This window comes from Acetatifactor aquisgranensis (genome assembly GCF_943193215.1).
In the GTDB taxonomy this organism is placed as follows: domain Bacteria; phylum Bacillota; class Clostridia; order Lachnospirales; family Lachnospiraceae; genus Acetatifactor; species Acetatifactor aquisgranensis.
In genome coordinates this window covers 21918-35371 of record NZ_CALPDH010000036.1, presented here as the reverse complement: position 1 = coordinate 35371, position 13454 = coordinate 21918, and the positions used below count along the sequence as shown (strand labels likewise).

General features: G+C 53.9%; 11 protein-coding genes. 9 read left to right on the top strand and 2 right to left on the bottom strand.

Annotated elements, in window-relative coordinates; all coding sequences use genetic code 11:
- Window positions 1–10 precede the first annotated feature (10 nt).
- From NFS35_RS23665 to NFS35_RS29450, 3 genes are all read left to right on the top strand, one after another.
- Window positions 11–1696: a hypothetical protein gene (locus NFS35_RS23665; RefSeq protein WP_251209523.1), complete on the top strand. Its 1686-nt coding sequence runs from the start codon at window positions 11–13 to the stop codon at window positions 1694–1696.
- On the top strand, window positions 1689–2669 hold the full coding sequence (locus NFS35_RS23660; RefSeq protein ID WP_251209522.1) for a TPM domain-containing protein: 981 nt from the start codon (window positions 1689–1691) through the stop codon (window positions 2667–2669). The genes NFS35_RS23665 and NFS35_RS23660 overlap by 8 nt, the downstream gene beginning before the upstream one ends.
- Before the next feature lie 139 nt (window positions 2670–2808).
- Complete coding sequence (locus tag NFS35_RS29450) at window positions 2809–2931, top strand: hypothetical protein (RefSeq protein ID WP_330640424.1); 123 nt, start codon at window positions 2809–2811, stop codon at window positions 2929–2931.
- A gap of 38 nt (window positions 2932–2969) precedes the next feature.
- On the opposite strand, the gene NFS35_RS23650 is transcribed toward NFS35_RS29450, so the two are convergent.
- Window positions 2970–3365 (bottom strand): GNAT family N-acetyltransferase, encoded by a 396-nt coding sequence (locus tag NFS35_RS23650; protein ID WP_251209521.1) that lies wholly within the window; start codon window positions 3363–3365, stop codon window positions 2970–2972.
- Window positions 3366–3870: 505 nt separating this feature from the next.
- On the opposite strand from NFS35_RS23650, the gene NFS35_RS23645 reads away from it, so the two are divergent.
- From NFS35_RS23645 to NFS35_RS23620, 6 genes are all read left to right on the top strand, one after another.
- Window positions 3871–4650 carry a ZIP family metal transporter gene (locus tag NFS35_RS23645; RefSeq protein WP_251209520.1) on the top strand — a complete coding sequence of 260 codons (780 nt, stop codon included), beginning with the start codon at window positions 3871–3873 and terminating at the stop codon, window positions 4648–4650.
- Between the two features lie 119 nt (window positions 4651–4769).
- Entirely contained in the window at window positions 4770–5381 is a 612-nt protein-coding gene (locus NFS35_RS23640; protein ID WP_251209519.1) for a response regulator transcription factor, read from the top strand.
- A complete protein-coding gene (locus NFS35_RS23635; RefSeq protein WP_251209518.1) occupies window positions 5378–6418 on the top strand; it encodes a sensor histidine kinase in 1041 nt (346 codons plus the stop codon). Before NFS35_RS23640 ends, NFS35_RS23635 begins: the two co-directional genes overlap by 4 nt.
- A gap of 136 nt (window positions 6419–6554) precedes the next feature.
- Window positions 6555–7319: an ABC transporter ATP-binding protein gene (locus NFS35_RS23630; RefSeq protein ID WP_251209517.1), complete on the top strand. Its 765-nt coding sequence runs from the start codon at window positions 6555–6557 to the stop codon at window positions 7317–7319.
- Complete coding sequence (locus tag NFS35_RS23625) at window positions 7309–9258, top strand: ABC transporter permease (protein WP_251209516.1); 1950 nt, start codon at window positions 7309–7311, stop codon at window positions 9256–9258. The genes NFS35_RS23630 and NFS35_RS23625 overlap by 11 nt, the downstream gene beginning before the upstream one ends.
- Window positions 9259–9379: 121 nt before the next feature.
- A complete protein-coding gene (locus NFS35_RS23620; protein ID WP_251209515.1) occupies window positions 9380–12091 on the top strand; it encodes a transglutaminase domain-containing protein in 2712 nt (903 codons plus the stop codon).
- Window positions 12092–12147: 56 nt separating this feature from the next.
- Here the strand turns inward: NFS35_RS23620 and NFS35_RS23615 are convergent, their stop codons facing one another.
- A complete protein-coding gene (locus tag NFS35_RS23615; protein WP_251209514.1) occupies window positions 12148–13446 on the bottom strand; it encodes an OFA family MFS transporter in 1299 nt (432 codons plus the stop codon).
- Between the last annotated feature and the right edge of the window lie 8 nt (window positions 13447–13454).

The following is a 13454-nucleotide window of genomic DNA, read 5'->3' as shown; positions in this document are numbered from 1 at the left end:
GAGGAAGCTCATGTACGAATGCTTCAATTGCGGCGGGAATCTGAAATTTGACATTGCCAGACAGCAGCTTTACTGCGAATACTGCGGCACCCTTGCAGACCCCTACAGCGTCTGCAAAGAGCGGGACGCGGAGGAGACTGTAATGCCAGGGGGAGAAGAGGGGGAGTATGAGGTGACAGTGTTCACCTGTCCCCAGTGTGGCGGCGAAATCCTCAGTGAGGACACCACGGCGGCCACGTTCTGCAGCTTCTGTGGGGCTTCCACTATCCTGGACAGCCGTATCAGCAGGACAAGGCGCCCCGGTTACATACTTCCTTTTACCAGGACGAAAGAGGACTGCAAGGCTGCTTATGGAAAAATGATGCGCAGGGCGTTTTTTGCGCCGAAGGAGCTGAAAGACGAGACGCTGATTGAAAAATTCCGGGGGATTTATATGCCCTATTGGGTGTACACCTTTGAAAAGAAAAGCGGAATCTCGTTCCCCGGCAAAAAGACCCGCAGAAGAGGAGACTATCTGATTACGGATCATTATCGACTGGAATGTCAGGTGGAGGCAAAGTACAGCGGGATGGCATACGATGCGTCCTCTGCCTTTTCGGACAGCTTAAGCGGCGCCATAGCGCCCTTTGATCTGCGGCAGGGAAAGGAATTCGCGCCCTCTTTCCTGAGCGGATTTTATGCCGACGCCAGCGATGTGGAAAAATACGTCTATCTCCAGGAAGCGGAGGATATCGTCGTCCGGCACGCGGCAGGTCAGCTGGCGCGGGATTCGGTGTGCAGGAAATACCATGCGGAAGCAATTGGAGACGGACAGCGGATCCGGAACGCTTTGCGCCCTGACGAAAGGACATCTGTGCTGGCCATGCTGCCGGTATGGTTTCTGTCCTACCGCAATGGGGACAGGGTCAGCTATGCGGTGGTGAACGGCCAGACGGGAAAGGCTGCGGCCGATCTGCCGGTGGATATGAAAAAATATCTGGCAGGCTCCGGGATATTGGCGGTGCCCCTGTTTCTTCTGCTGAACCTGTTCCTGACCATTACGCCGGGGAAAATCCTGCTGATTGCCGCATTGCTGGCGGTTCTGTGCATCCTGATTTCCAATAGGCAGATGAACCATATCCTGGCCAGGGAGTCCGGGGAGGATGACAAAGGGCTGGCTTCTGTGCGACCTGTGTCCGGAGCGGATGCCGCGGGATGGCAGAGACGGAGAAGAATCCGGAGAACCGGGAGCGGCACCTTTTTGAAAGTGTTCGGGATGATTCTGTTAATGTATGGATTTGTGTTGGTGCCGTCCTTTCTGTTTCGTGCCCTGGGAGGCGCGATGGGCGGGGGAAAGACGAGAGGTGCCCGGATGCTGATGTATGCCGCGGTTACTTTGGCGGTTGGCTATGGAAGCATGCGCGTCTTTCAGCGTCTGATGGGAAGTTCCGGCAGGGAGAGCCAGGGGAAAAAGTCGTTTTGGGGAGGTCATTTCAAGGAGAAGTGGCGTACTCTGTTGAAGCCATTGGCGGGGATTGTGCTTGCAGCGGTTATTCTGCTTGCGAATCCGGTTTCAGACTGGTTCTATTACATAGGAGCTTTTGCCTGTATGGGTACTGTGCTCTGGGCCATCCTGGATATCATCAGGCAGCATAATATGCTGACTACACGCAGACTTCCCCAGTTGAACAGGCGGGGAGGTGACGAAAATGAGTAGAGAGATAAATGAAAGACAGAATGCACACCGACTCTGGGCTGTCCGGATTTTGACAGGCTTGTTCTTGTTCTGGGCGGGGATACTGTGGGCGGAGCTGCCCGGATGCCAGGGACGGGAGCGGATAGAGGAGCTGGCCTGGAGCCAGGGGCAGGAGCGGAAAGAAGAGCTGGCTCAAGGGCAGGCAGCGACAGCTGGACAGGCGGAGTTGGAAAGAAGCGATACGGAGCAGCAAAGCGCGGCACAGCCAGGCCTGACAGATTTGAAGGCTGCAGCAGAAGAAGGAATTTATTATGTTAATCCAGATACAAATTACCGAATTTACATAGAAGACCAAGCGGAGCTTCTCACGGAAGACCAGCACCTGGAGCTGTCCCAGGCGATGCAGGGGATTACGGCCTATGGAAGCGCGGCTTTCCTGACCACGGACAGCAATGCCGCTTCCACCGAAAGCCTGGCCAGAAGCTATTATATGGAAAGATTCGGCACAGCCAGCGGCACGGTGTTCGTCATTGACATGGACAACCGCAATATCTGGATTCACAGCGACGGCGCCGTCTATAAGGTAATCACTTCAGCCTATGCGGATACAGTGACGGACAATGTGTACCGTTATGCTTCCAACGGGGATTACTACGGATGCGCCAGGGAAGCCTTTGCGGAGATCTGTGCGCTGCTGGAGGGGCAGAGAATCGCCCAGCCTATGAAATACATCAGCAACGCTCTTTTGGCCATGATTCTTGCGCTGCTTGCCAATTTCGGGCTGGTCATCTGCTTTACCAGACTGCGGAAACCAGGGGAGAATGCGCTGCTGTCCAATGTCTACAGGAGATTCCGGTTCACAAAGCCGAATGCCATCTATACCCACCAGACAAAGACTTATGACCCGGCCTCCGGCGGAGGAGGAGGCGGAAGTGGTGGGAGCAGTGGCGGAGGAGGCGGAAGCAGCGGAGGCGGCGGAGGCCATAGCTTTTAGGTAGACGGAAAGGCTTTGCGGACGCTGGTATTCCATACTGAAAGCGGAATATGACAGAAGAGGAGAGACGCAGGAAATCTGGAAAGAACTCTACGAGAAAGCCCTGGCAGTCCAGAACGAGAGGAAGATTGCGAACTACGTGGATGCGGGCGGCGTGGCGGCAGCTGTTCTGACAGCGTCGGGGAACATTTGCACCGGCGTATGTGTGGACACCTGCGCCACCCTGGGAATCTGCGCCGAGCGCAACGCCATCTTGCTGTAGGTAATGTGCGATTTCAGTCCATTTATTTCGGGCCGTTTCTACATCATAAAGACATGACATATATCTGGCATGGGTTCCATTTGTCCCGTCTTTACCTGGAGAAAAGAATATCCTTTTTCACAGGCGGATTTTTTGGCCTGATTGAATAATTCTTTGCCGATTCCGCTTCTGTGGTACTCTTTTAAGACACCCATCACGGCCAGCTCAACAGTATCTTTGCCGGTTTCTTTGAGACATTGGAAACCGAGCGGATTGCCGCCGTCACATGCGCAGAAAAAGGGCTGTTCCGCGCTGGATTTGATATATTCTTCCCGGGCTTCCGGAATGCCGAACCAATCCGGCAAGGCTTCCAGTACGTATCGGGCGATGGATTGTTTTTCTGCGCTATCGTTAATTTGCCTTATCTCCATTGTGCTATCCTTTCGTGAATCCATATCAAATGAATCGGCATGTACAGACTTTCTGATGGTATTTTTTGCAATTCCATTACCATCCGACTTAAAGCTGCCCCGCCGCCTTTGTCAGAGACAGCGGGGAATACGCGCTTGCCTGTCCACAGGAAGTTATTTTTCTGTATTCCAGTGATTGAGCCGGGGCAATTGCGCTTCAAAAAAGGCTCTTGCCTGTTCGGGAGGCCAGTTTTCATTTAACAGAATAATTATTTAAATCCACATAATACCTCTCTGAGTCGTCCCCTGCGTGGGGACGTGGATTGAAATTTTTCTTCCTGCTTCACAGTGAAGATGTGCTTGACGTCGTCCCCTGCGTGGGGATGCCTCTCACATCTATAATAATTTTCAGAAATGGGGAATACTCCAATAAAGCCGTATATGCAGAAAACCACCCTCAGCCCCCTTGACAATCCAAAAATCAAAATGATATACTAAAAAGAAGTTAGCAGCAACTAACCATAGCCAGAAAACATTCGGAGGACATACTATGACAAATACTGCATTAGGCATCCTGATTCCATTCTTCGGAACATCCCTGGGCTCGGCCTGTGTGCTGTTCATGAAAAACAAATTGAACCCTATCCTGCAGAGGGCGCTGACCGGCTTCGCGGCAGGGGTCATGGTGGCGGCTTCTATCTGGAGCCTGCTGATTCCTGCCATGGAGCAGGCGGACTCCATGGGACAGTGGGCTTTCATGCCGGCGGCTGTGGGTTTCTGGACAGGCATCCTGTTCCTGCTGCTTCTGGACAGGACGATTCCGCATATGCACATGAACAGCAGCAAGGCAGAAGGACCCCAGAGCAGCCTGCAGAAGACTACGATGCTGGTGCTGGCGGTGACGCTCCACAATCTGCCTGAGGGAATGGCGGTGGGCGTGGTCTACGCCGGATGGGTTTCCGGAGATGCCGGGATTACCGCCATGGGCGCGCTGGCGCTTTCACTGGGCATCGCCATACAGAATTTTCCGGAAGGAGCCATCATTTCCATGCCTCTGCGTGCGGAGGGCGCAGACAAGGGGAAAGCGTTCCTCTATGGAGTGCTTTCCGGTGCGGTGGAACCGATAGGAGCGGCGCTGACCATTCTGGCCGCGGGCTTTGTGCTGCCGCTTTTGCCGTATTTTCTGAGCTTTGCCGCCGGGGCCATGATTTACGTGGTAGTGGAGGAACTGATTCCGGAGATGTCAGAAGGGGAGCACTCCAATGTGGGGACAATCCTGTTTGCGGCAGGATTTACGGTAATGATGGCGCTGGACGTGGCGCTGGGATAAATGTAAAAAGGATAAAGGGAGGCCGCCTAAAAAGCCATTGACAATCGCTGCGATTTGGTGGATAGTGAATAGGGAAAGAGCAAAAAGCGTTTGTGGTTGAGAACCAGGAGGCATATTCCATGGAGAAAATACTGGTGATAGAAGACGATGAAAGCATTCGCCGGGAACTGGCGGCGCTGCTGCAGGCCAATGGTTACGAGACGGTGGACAGCCCGCCCTGTGACCTGGCGCTGCTGGATGTGAATCTGCGGGGGGAGAGCGGTTTTGAACTGTGCCGGAAGCTCAGGCAGCATTCGGATGTGCCTGTGATTTTTCTGACTGCCAGAGATTCGGCGGAAGACGAAATCCTGGGGTTCGGCGTGGGCGCGGACGACTATATCCGCAAACCCTATCATTCATCTGTCCTGCTGGCCCGCATGGCGAGGCTTCTGAAGCGCCGGAGCAGCCCGGTAATGACTGCCCGGGATCTGACATTGAATTTGACAGATCTGACCGTGTGCCGCGGGGGACAGACCCAGGAGCTGACAAAAAACGAGACGAGGATCCTGGCCTGCCTGATGCGGAAAGGGCTTTGCACCAAAGAGGAGATTGTGGAAGATTTATGGCAGAACAGCCTGTATATTGATGAAAATACACTGTATGTCAATGTGAACCGTCTGAGGGAGAAGCTTGGCAGGCTGGGGGCGGAAGATTATATCCGGACAGTCCGGGGCGTGGGGTACAGGCTGTGAAGGGCAGGATGGCGCGGCGGGGGCAGTTAGGCTCTGCTGTCCGCTGTTTCCAAGATGCCCTGCGGTCCAAAGCAGTCACCCTTTGTTTCCTCGGCATGGGCGGACTTATTTTCGGCATGATACTGGCCATTGCAGGAGCCGGAAAAATAATCGGAATTTTGGAGATAACTTATCTTATTATCATCCTTTCCTGGCTGCTTACAGTGGCGCTGCTGGAGCGGAGACGGACAGACAGGCTGGAGAAGCTTCTGGATGGCCTTTCTGAAAAATATCTTCTGGGAGAAGTGCTCCCCAGGCCTGTAAACAGTGTGGAAAGACGTTATTTTCAGATTATGAGGGAGATGTCTCGCAGCACCGTGGGCATCGTGGAACAGGCCCGCAGGGAAAAAGAGGAATACTGCGACTATGTGGAGAGCTGGATTCATGAGATAAAGACACCGCTGACAGCCTGTTCCCTGATTTTGGACAACGATAAGGATGCGCGCAGGCTGCGCCGGGAATTGAAGCGCGCCGACAATCTGACAGAAAGCATACTTTGGTACGCCAGGCTGCGGACAGCGCAGAAAGATGTGAAAATTCGGGAGTTCTCCGTGGCCTCAGTCATCGGAGAGGCCATAAAGAGCCAGATGGAATTGCTGATTGGCGCGGGAATCAGCGTGGAGGCGGAGGGGGATTTCACTGTTCATTCCGATGAAAAATCCCTCTGCTTTATCCTGAAACAGCTTCTGGTCAATTGCGCGAAATACTGCCCTGGCTGTCAGGTCTCTGTCCGGGCTGCTGAGGACACGATTTTGGTCCGGGACAACGGCCCGGGCATTCCGGCCCATGAACTTTGCAGGGTCACGGAGCGCGGTTTTACCGGAAGAGGCAGCGCGGAAAAAGAAACGGCGCCTTATCATTCATCCCATGGTACGGGGATGGGGCTCTATATCGTAAAAGAGCTCTGTGTCCGCCTCGGAATATTCCTGAAGATAGAATCCAGAGCAGGAGAGTATACCTGTATCAGACTGACTTTCGACAGCCTTGCGCGGCCTTGACATTATGTTTTTATCCTCCGCCTTTCCTTACAAAAGCGTAAGGAAAAATAAGGTTTCCGTTAGAACAAACCGCATCGTCCCATGTTAAGATAGCGATAGAGCAACAAAAAAGAAAGCAAGGGAAAGAGGTGCGTATATGAACGAAATTCTGGAAATCAGGGATGTGACAAAATATTACGGCAGCGGCAGCGTCGTCACGAAAGCGCTGGACGGAATCTCTTTTGGCATAGAAAAAGGAGAATTCACCGCCATCATGGGAGCGTCCGGCTCCGGCAAGAGCACGCTGCTGAACGTGATTTCCACCATCGACAGGGTGAGCGCGGGGGAAATCCGTGTGGATGGGAAACGATTGACCGGGATGAAGGAAAATGAGCTTTCCGTTTTCCGGCGTGACAGACTGGGCTTCATCTTTCAGGACTACAATCTGCTGGACACCCTGACCATAGGGGAGAACATTGTACTGCCCCTGAATCTCAAAAAGACAGACTACGAAGAAAGCAGAAAGGAACTGGAGCGGGTGGCCAAGGCGCTGAGCGTGGCAGACCAGTTGGATAAATTCCCTTATGAACTCTCCGGCGGCCAGCGTCAGCGAGCCGCCTGCGCCCGGGCTATTATCACCAACCCGGCCCTGGTGCTGGCGGACGAACCCACTGGCGCGCTGGATTCCGCCAACGCGAAGAACCTGATGAAGACTTTTCAGATGATGAACCGCTCTCTGGGCTCTACCATTTTGATGGTGACCCATGACCCGCTGATGGGCTCCTACGCGGACAGAGTGCTCTTTTTAAAGGACGGAAAGATATGGAGCGAGGTACACAGAGGCGAGCGGAGCAGACAGGATATGTACAGGGAAATCTGGTCTGTCCAGGCCGCGTTAGGAGGTGAGGCAGATGTATTTTAAACTTGCCCTCCGAAATGTGAAACGGCAGATGGAAAACTATCTTATCTATTTTCTGACCGTATCCCTTACGGTAGCCCTGCTGTTTGCCATCAACAATATCATATACAGCAGCAATCTCACTGTCTTTGTGGACAGAGGAGAAAGCGCAAGGACTGCACTGAGGATCATGGTGGTCATGATTTCCATGGTGGTGGCCTTTGTGCTAAGTTTCTCTACATCTTTCCTGCTAAAATGCAGGAAGCGGGAATTCGGAACCTATCTGACACTGGGAATGACCAGGAAGAATCTCCTGACCATATTTCTGGCGGAGACGCTGGTTATCTGCAGCATTGCCCTGGGCGCAGGGCTGGCGGCAGGAATCTTTTTCTTCCAGGGTCTGATGGCGGTGATGATGAAACTTCTGGAAATGGAGTTCTCCATTGCCTCCTGTTCCGCAGAGGGACTGTTCCGCACTGTGTTGCTGATTGTGGGGATTTTCCTGCTGGCCTCCACGGCGTCAGCGATTTATCTGAAGCGGGTGAGCATCTATGATCTGATTCACGGAGAGAAAAAGGTGGAAAAGGGAGTGCGCCATCCTGTTTGCTGTTTTTTTGTGACAGCGGTGTCATTTTCTGCGCTGATAGCCTGCGGCATTCGGTTCTGGACAGGAACGGATACAGCACTGCGGGGCGGCAGCGCAGAAAGCATGGAATATCTGCTGGCCGGCTTTATTCTGTCTGTACTGTTCTTTCACATGGGAATTGCCAAAAGTATTGTCTTTCTCCTGCTGCGCAGACCGAAGTTGTGCAGCCGCGGCTCCAATACCTTTGTGCTGCGCCAGCTCTCCGGAAGCCTGAATGCCAATTCTGTGATGTTCGGATGTCTGGCGCTGCTGATGAGCCTGGCCGTGGCGGGGACGAATTTTTCTTTCATCCAGAAAGCCAGCCAGGAGGAAACCCTGATTATGTCCTGTCCCTATGACATCATGTATTATGCTAACAGAATCTATAGAGAGGGCGAGATTCCGCTGGAGGAGGCGGAAAGTCTTATCGAAGAATACGCGGGGATTGAACAGAAGATTTCCTGGCGCATCTATGAGACAGGAGAGCAGGAGTTTTACAGCAGGACAGATTATAGTATGGCTCCCAATGACAGTTTCATGCCTCTCAGTGATTTCAACGCATTGATGGAACCTCTGGGAGTGGAGCCTGCTAAGCTGGACGGACAGTTCATGATTGTGTGCAGCAATCCGAAAGCAGCCCGGGCAGACTGGTCGGACATGGTCTGGGAACAGGACGGGAAGACATACACTTTCCAAAGCAGCCGCTCGGATTATCCGAAAATCACCTACCTTTATTTCTATGTGGTGGTGCCGGATGAGGCGGTGGCGAACATGGAGTGTGTGGAGGAGAGCATGGCTTATATCACGAAGCGGCACAGGTTCGATGGGATGGGGCTGCGCCAGGCACTGATTCAGCTTTGCGCATCGGATGACATGGACAATGATCGGATTGAATTTGAAATCCGCGAGCATGTCAGACGGGAGGAAAACAATATATCGGCGATTGTGGTGGTGGGCGCCCTGTTTGCCTCCGCAGTTTTTCTGCTGCTGGCCATGGCTATATTGGCCCTGAAGACATTGTCTGCTTTGGGGGAGGACAAGCGCCGCTATGGGATTCTGTTCCGACTGGGAATGAGCGAGCGGGAGCAGGCAAGGGCGCTGTTCCGGCAGACTTTCAGCTTCTTCCTGCTGCCCTTTGCGCTGCCTTTGGCTATGAGTATTCCGGTGGCGGCTTTCGGGGTGCATCTGATGTGCCTGCAGAATATGGAAACCGCCGCCCAAATGGTGCCGATGATCGCGGGGATTGTGGCGGCAGTCATGGCATCGCTGTATCTGCTCTATTACACTGCCGCTTACCTGATCGCGAAGCGGGCGGTGGTGCGCGGATATACGACATAACGCCGGAAGAATACCGCCGCATATGTGTTGACAGAATGGAAGATATTTCCTATAATGAAAGCACATTTTTCGTCTTTTTGCAGAAAAAGAACTTTTATGCGGGAACAGGAGATTGGCGGTTATGTTTACACAGGAATTGATGGAGAAACTGGAAAGGCCTTTCAGAGAACAGCTGAATCGGCTGGCAGGAAAGGGAAACTGCGGGAAAAAAGCGTTGCAGATAGAACAGCTGGCAGAGTCAGCCCCGGAGGCGGATCAGGTACAGGCTCTGAAATGCCTGTATGCCTCCATGCCCATGAGCGATGCGGCAGATTATCCGGTGGAGCTTTTTGAGGCTTATGCCAGACATGGGGCTTTCCTGTGGGAGAAAGGCCCTTTTGCAGGCCGTGTTCCGGAAGAACTGTTCGCCGCATATGTGCTGCACCATCGTGTGAACAATGAGAATTTGACGGAACACAGAGAGTTTTTCTACGGTGAATTGAAAGACAGGATAGCGGGGATGGACATGCGCCAGGCGGTGCTGGAGGCAAACTACTGGTGCGCCTCCCAGGCCACCTACAGGGCCACGGACGAGCGGACAGCCAGTCCCATGTGCGTTTTCTATTCCGCATATGGCAGATGCGGGGAAGAATCCACTTTTACCGTGTCGGTACTCCGCAGCCTGGGAATTCCCGCCAGACAGGTATATGTTCCTCTTTGGTCCCATTGTGACGATAACCACGCATGGGTGGAGGCCTGGTGCGATGGAGAGTGGGCTTTCCTCGGAGCCTGTGAGCCTGAGGAGGTCCTGAATAAGGGCTGGTTTTCCGGGGCCTCTTCCAGAGCCATGCTGGTGCATTCCCGCCTCTTGCTTCCTGTGGCGGAGAACGATAAGGATGCCGCGGAAAAGAAAGATAAAGAGCAGGTGCTGGACAGCGATGATATGTGCCATGTGCTGAACCAGTCAGGACGTTATGCCCTGACGGCAGAGCAGGAAGTGGCTGTGCGGGACCGGGCAGGAAATCCGCAGCCGGATGCGCTGGTGCGGTTTGAAGTCATGAACGGCGCGTTCTATGGAGAGATTGCTTCTGTCAGGACGGACAGGAATGGGAGATGCATGCTTCGGACAGGACTGGGCAGCATCCATATCACGGCATCTAAGGACAGCGCTTATGGGGAAAAACTGGTGGATGCAGGGAAAGGAGAATGCTGCGAGATTGTTCTGGATGGAACAGCCCGGCAGCTGGATCGCTGGGAGGAGATGCTTTTCTCCGCGCCGAAAGATTCCGCTCTGAACCGCGTCGTTCTGACCGATGGGGAAAAGAGCAGAGGCAGGAAGCGGCTGGAGGAGATGAACCGACTGCGCCGTGAAAAGGAAAGCAGCTTTTATGATGAAAAGCTGGCCGCACAGGCCACAGCGGGCCTGGATGAGGAAGAAAGGAACAGATGCATCGCCATTATGAAAAAGGCCTGCGGGAATCAGAAAGAGATTGCGGATTTCCTGAAAAAACCTGCTGCCGGGGCCTATCCGGAACGCTGGAAACTGGCAGTGCTGGAAAGCCTGCGGGAAAAGGATTACCGGGATATTACGGCCGAAGTGCTGGAAGAGAATTGTGTGGAGACGGCAGCCTGGGAGGGGATGTATGAAGATGCGCTTCTGGTGCCTTATGTGCTGTGCCCCAGAGTGTGGAATGAGATGATTCGTCCATTCCGGCGCTTCATCCGCGGCTGGCTGGAACAGGAGAGCGCGGAGCGCGGCAGGAATCTGGCGGAGGAGATCCGAAAGGACCCGGCACTTGCCTGGCAGCTGGTAAAGGAAAAAATCAAATCGGATAAAAAGACGGAGTATGGGAACCTTGTCACTTCTGCGGCCGGTGCGCTGGAGAGCGGTTATGGGAGCAGAATGACGCAGGAGACAGTCTGCGTGCAGATTCTGAGAACGCTGGGGATACCGGCCAGGCTGAATCCGGTGGAGGGGATGCCGGAGGTGTGGGTGCAGTCGGATTGGAATCAGCAGACAGGAGAAAAATCCGCGGTTTCAGGCGGAGAGGATGCCGTGCCCGAATCCGCCGGAGGATTTTTCCCTCTGGAGCGGCACGTGGGGACAGGACGGATTCAGGTATGCGGACAGAAAGACGTGGAATGGAACTACTTCGGAAACTGGACCCTGGCCCGCTTTGACGGGGACGCGTACCGCCCGCTCCGGCTGGGCTTTCGGAACAAAAGCAGGATAATTGGGCCGATTCCCGTTTTCCCGGGGAGATACAGGGCATTGACGGCGAACCGTCTTCCCAATGGCAATATTTTGGCAAAACAGCTTTTCTTTGAGCTGGAAGAGGGACAGGGGAAAGAAATCCGCCTGGAGCTGGCCGAGGCGAAGCTTTCCGATATGCTGACAGACTACGACATCGCGGATTTTGCCCTCAAGAACGCGGACGGAAGCGGACATCTCCTCTCCGATCTGGTGCGGGAAGAGAGCGGCCTGTTCATCTGGCTGGGGGAAGGCGAGGAGCCCACAGAGCACATTTTAAATGAAATCTATGAACGCAGGGAGACCTATGCAAAAATAAAGACAGGCATGTTCTTTGTGGCCGCTCATCCGCGAATCCGGGAGAATCCTGCCTGCAGGCGCGTGCTGGAGGCGCTGCCGGAAATAAAGCTTATGTATGACGACTTCGGAGGCGACATGGAGGCTCTGGCCCGCAGGTTGTACCTTGAGCCCGGAAAGCTTCCGCTGGCAGTCCTAATCGACAGGAATATGCGGGGAATCTACAGTGTGGCAGGCTACAATGTGGGCACCGGGGATATGATATTGAAACTGATTCATATGACAGAAAATCAGGAGAAAGGATGAAGAAACGGGACTGCCGCCCCTGGGGCAGCAGTCCCGTTTCTTGATACATTTTGAAATTATTTTGTGCTTTCCTTCGGAGGGCGCACCAGGAAGAGGCTGATCAGCAATGCCACGATATAAAGCACGATGGTGACGTACAGCACGTTCTGGTATCCCGCAGGATTGACGCTGACACCGTGCACATCCATGAATTCCCCGGTGTGATCCACAATCCAGTTGGCCATCTGGTTGCCGGTAAGGCCCGCGATAGCCCATGCGGAAAGGGTCAGTCCGTGGATGGCGCTGATATTGCCCATGCCGTAATGATCGGACAGCAGAGTAGGTACATTGGAGAAGCCGCCGCCGTAGCCTGCGTTGACAACGAAAATCAGTCCCAGTACCAGGACTATCAAAGCCATGTTGCCCTCGCCGTTCTTGATGCCGCCGGTGACGATGGTAATCGCCGTGAAAGCGATGGAGAGGATGAATATCAGCTTATAGATGGTATTCCTGTCCTTCATGGTGTCGGCCCAGGCGGAGAAGCCGAGGCGGCCGCCCGCGTTGAAGATAGCGGACACGGTGGAGATGATGCCTGCCGCGCCGGCCAGTCCGATACATTTCACGATCATTTTCTCCTGGGAGATCAGCGCCAGGCCGCAGGTGATGTTGATATAGAACATCAGCCAGATGCCGATGTAGTTAGTGAGGGGCCTGGTCCGGATGACATCCATCATGCCCTTGCCCTTTTCAGCTTTCTGGGGCTCATGCCAGGAAGCGGGCTTTTTCAGCAGCAGATGGCCTGTGAACATCATGATGAAATAGACCACCGCCAGAATCAGGAACATCTTGTAGATGCCGCCGTCTCCCAGGTTGTCCAGCATAGCCTGCATGATAGGGCTGGCGATTGCCTTTGCGGCGCCGAAGCCGGCCACTGCCAGACCTGTGGCAAGGCCTTTCCTGTCCTCGAACCAGAGCATCAGGGTCTTGACCGGGGACAGATATCCGGTTCCCAGGCCGACGCCCATGATGAATCCGTAGCAGACGTAGATGCCGATCAGAGCCAGCGGGCTGTGCTGATGTGCGCCGCCGTAATAAATGAAGAAACCTGTTCCCGCCATGCCGCAGGCAAAGCAGATAGAAGCGATGAGGGATGACTTATGGATGTCTTTCTCCACGATGTTGCCCAGGAAAGCCGCGGACATTCCAAGGAAGAAGATGGCAAAGCTGAACGCCCACTCCGTGGCTCCCTTGGAAAAGCCGATATAGTCAGCGATTTCCTGGCTGAAGATAGACCAACAGTAGACCGTACCGATGCTGCAATGGAGGAGCAGCGCAGGGATCGCGGCGCTCAACCATTTGTTCTGATTGTTTTTCATGATGTACC

Coding starts and splice junctions, on each gene's coding strand:
- NFS35_RS23665 (WP_251209523.1), top strand. CDS start 11: ATGTACGAATGCTTCAATTGCGGCGGGAATCTGAAATTTGACATTGCC.
- NFS35_RS23660 (WP_251209522.1), top strand. CDS start 1,689: ATGAGTAGAGAGATAAATGAAAGACAGAATGCACACCGACTCTGGGCT.
- NFS35_RS23650 (WP_251209521.1), bottom strand. CDS start 3,365: ATGGATTCACGAAAGGATAGCACAATGGAGATAAGGCAAATTAACGAT.
- NFS35_RS23645 (WP_251209520.1), top strand. CDS start 3,871: ATGACAAATACTGCATTAGGCATCCTGATTCCATTCTTCGGAACATCC.
- NFS35_RS23640 (WP_251209519.1), top strand. CDS start 4,770: ATGGAGAAAATACTGGTGATAGAAGACGATGAAAGCATTCGCCGGGAA.
- NFS35_RS23630 (WP_251209517.1), top strand. CDS start 6,555: ATGAACGAAATTCTGGAAATCAGGGATGTGACAAAATATTACGGCAGC.
- NFS35_RS23625 (WP_251209516.1), top strand. CDS start 7,309: ATGTATTTTAAACTTGCCCTCCGAAATGTGAAACGGCAGATGGAAAAC.
- NFS35_RS23620 (WP_251209515.1), top strand. CDS start 9,380: ATGTTTACACAGGAATTGATGGAGAAACTGGAAAGGCCTTTCAGAGAA.
- NFS35_RS23615 (WP_251209514.1), bottom strand. CDS start 13,446: ATGAAAAACAATCAGAACAAATGGTTGAGCGCCGCGATCCCTGCGCTG.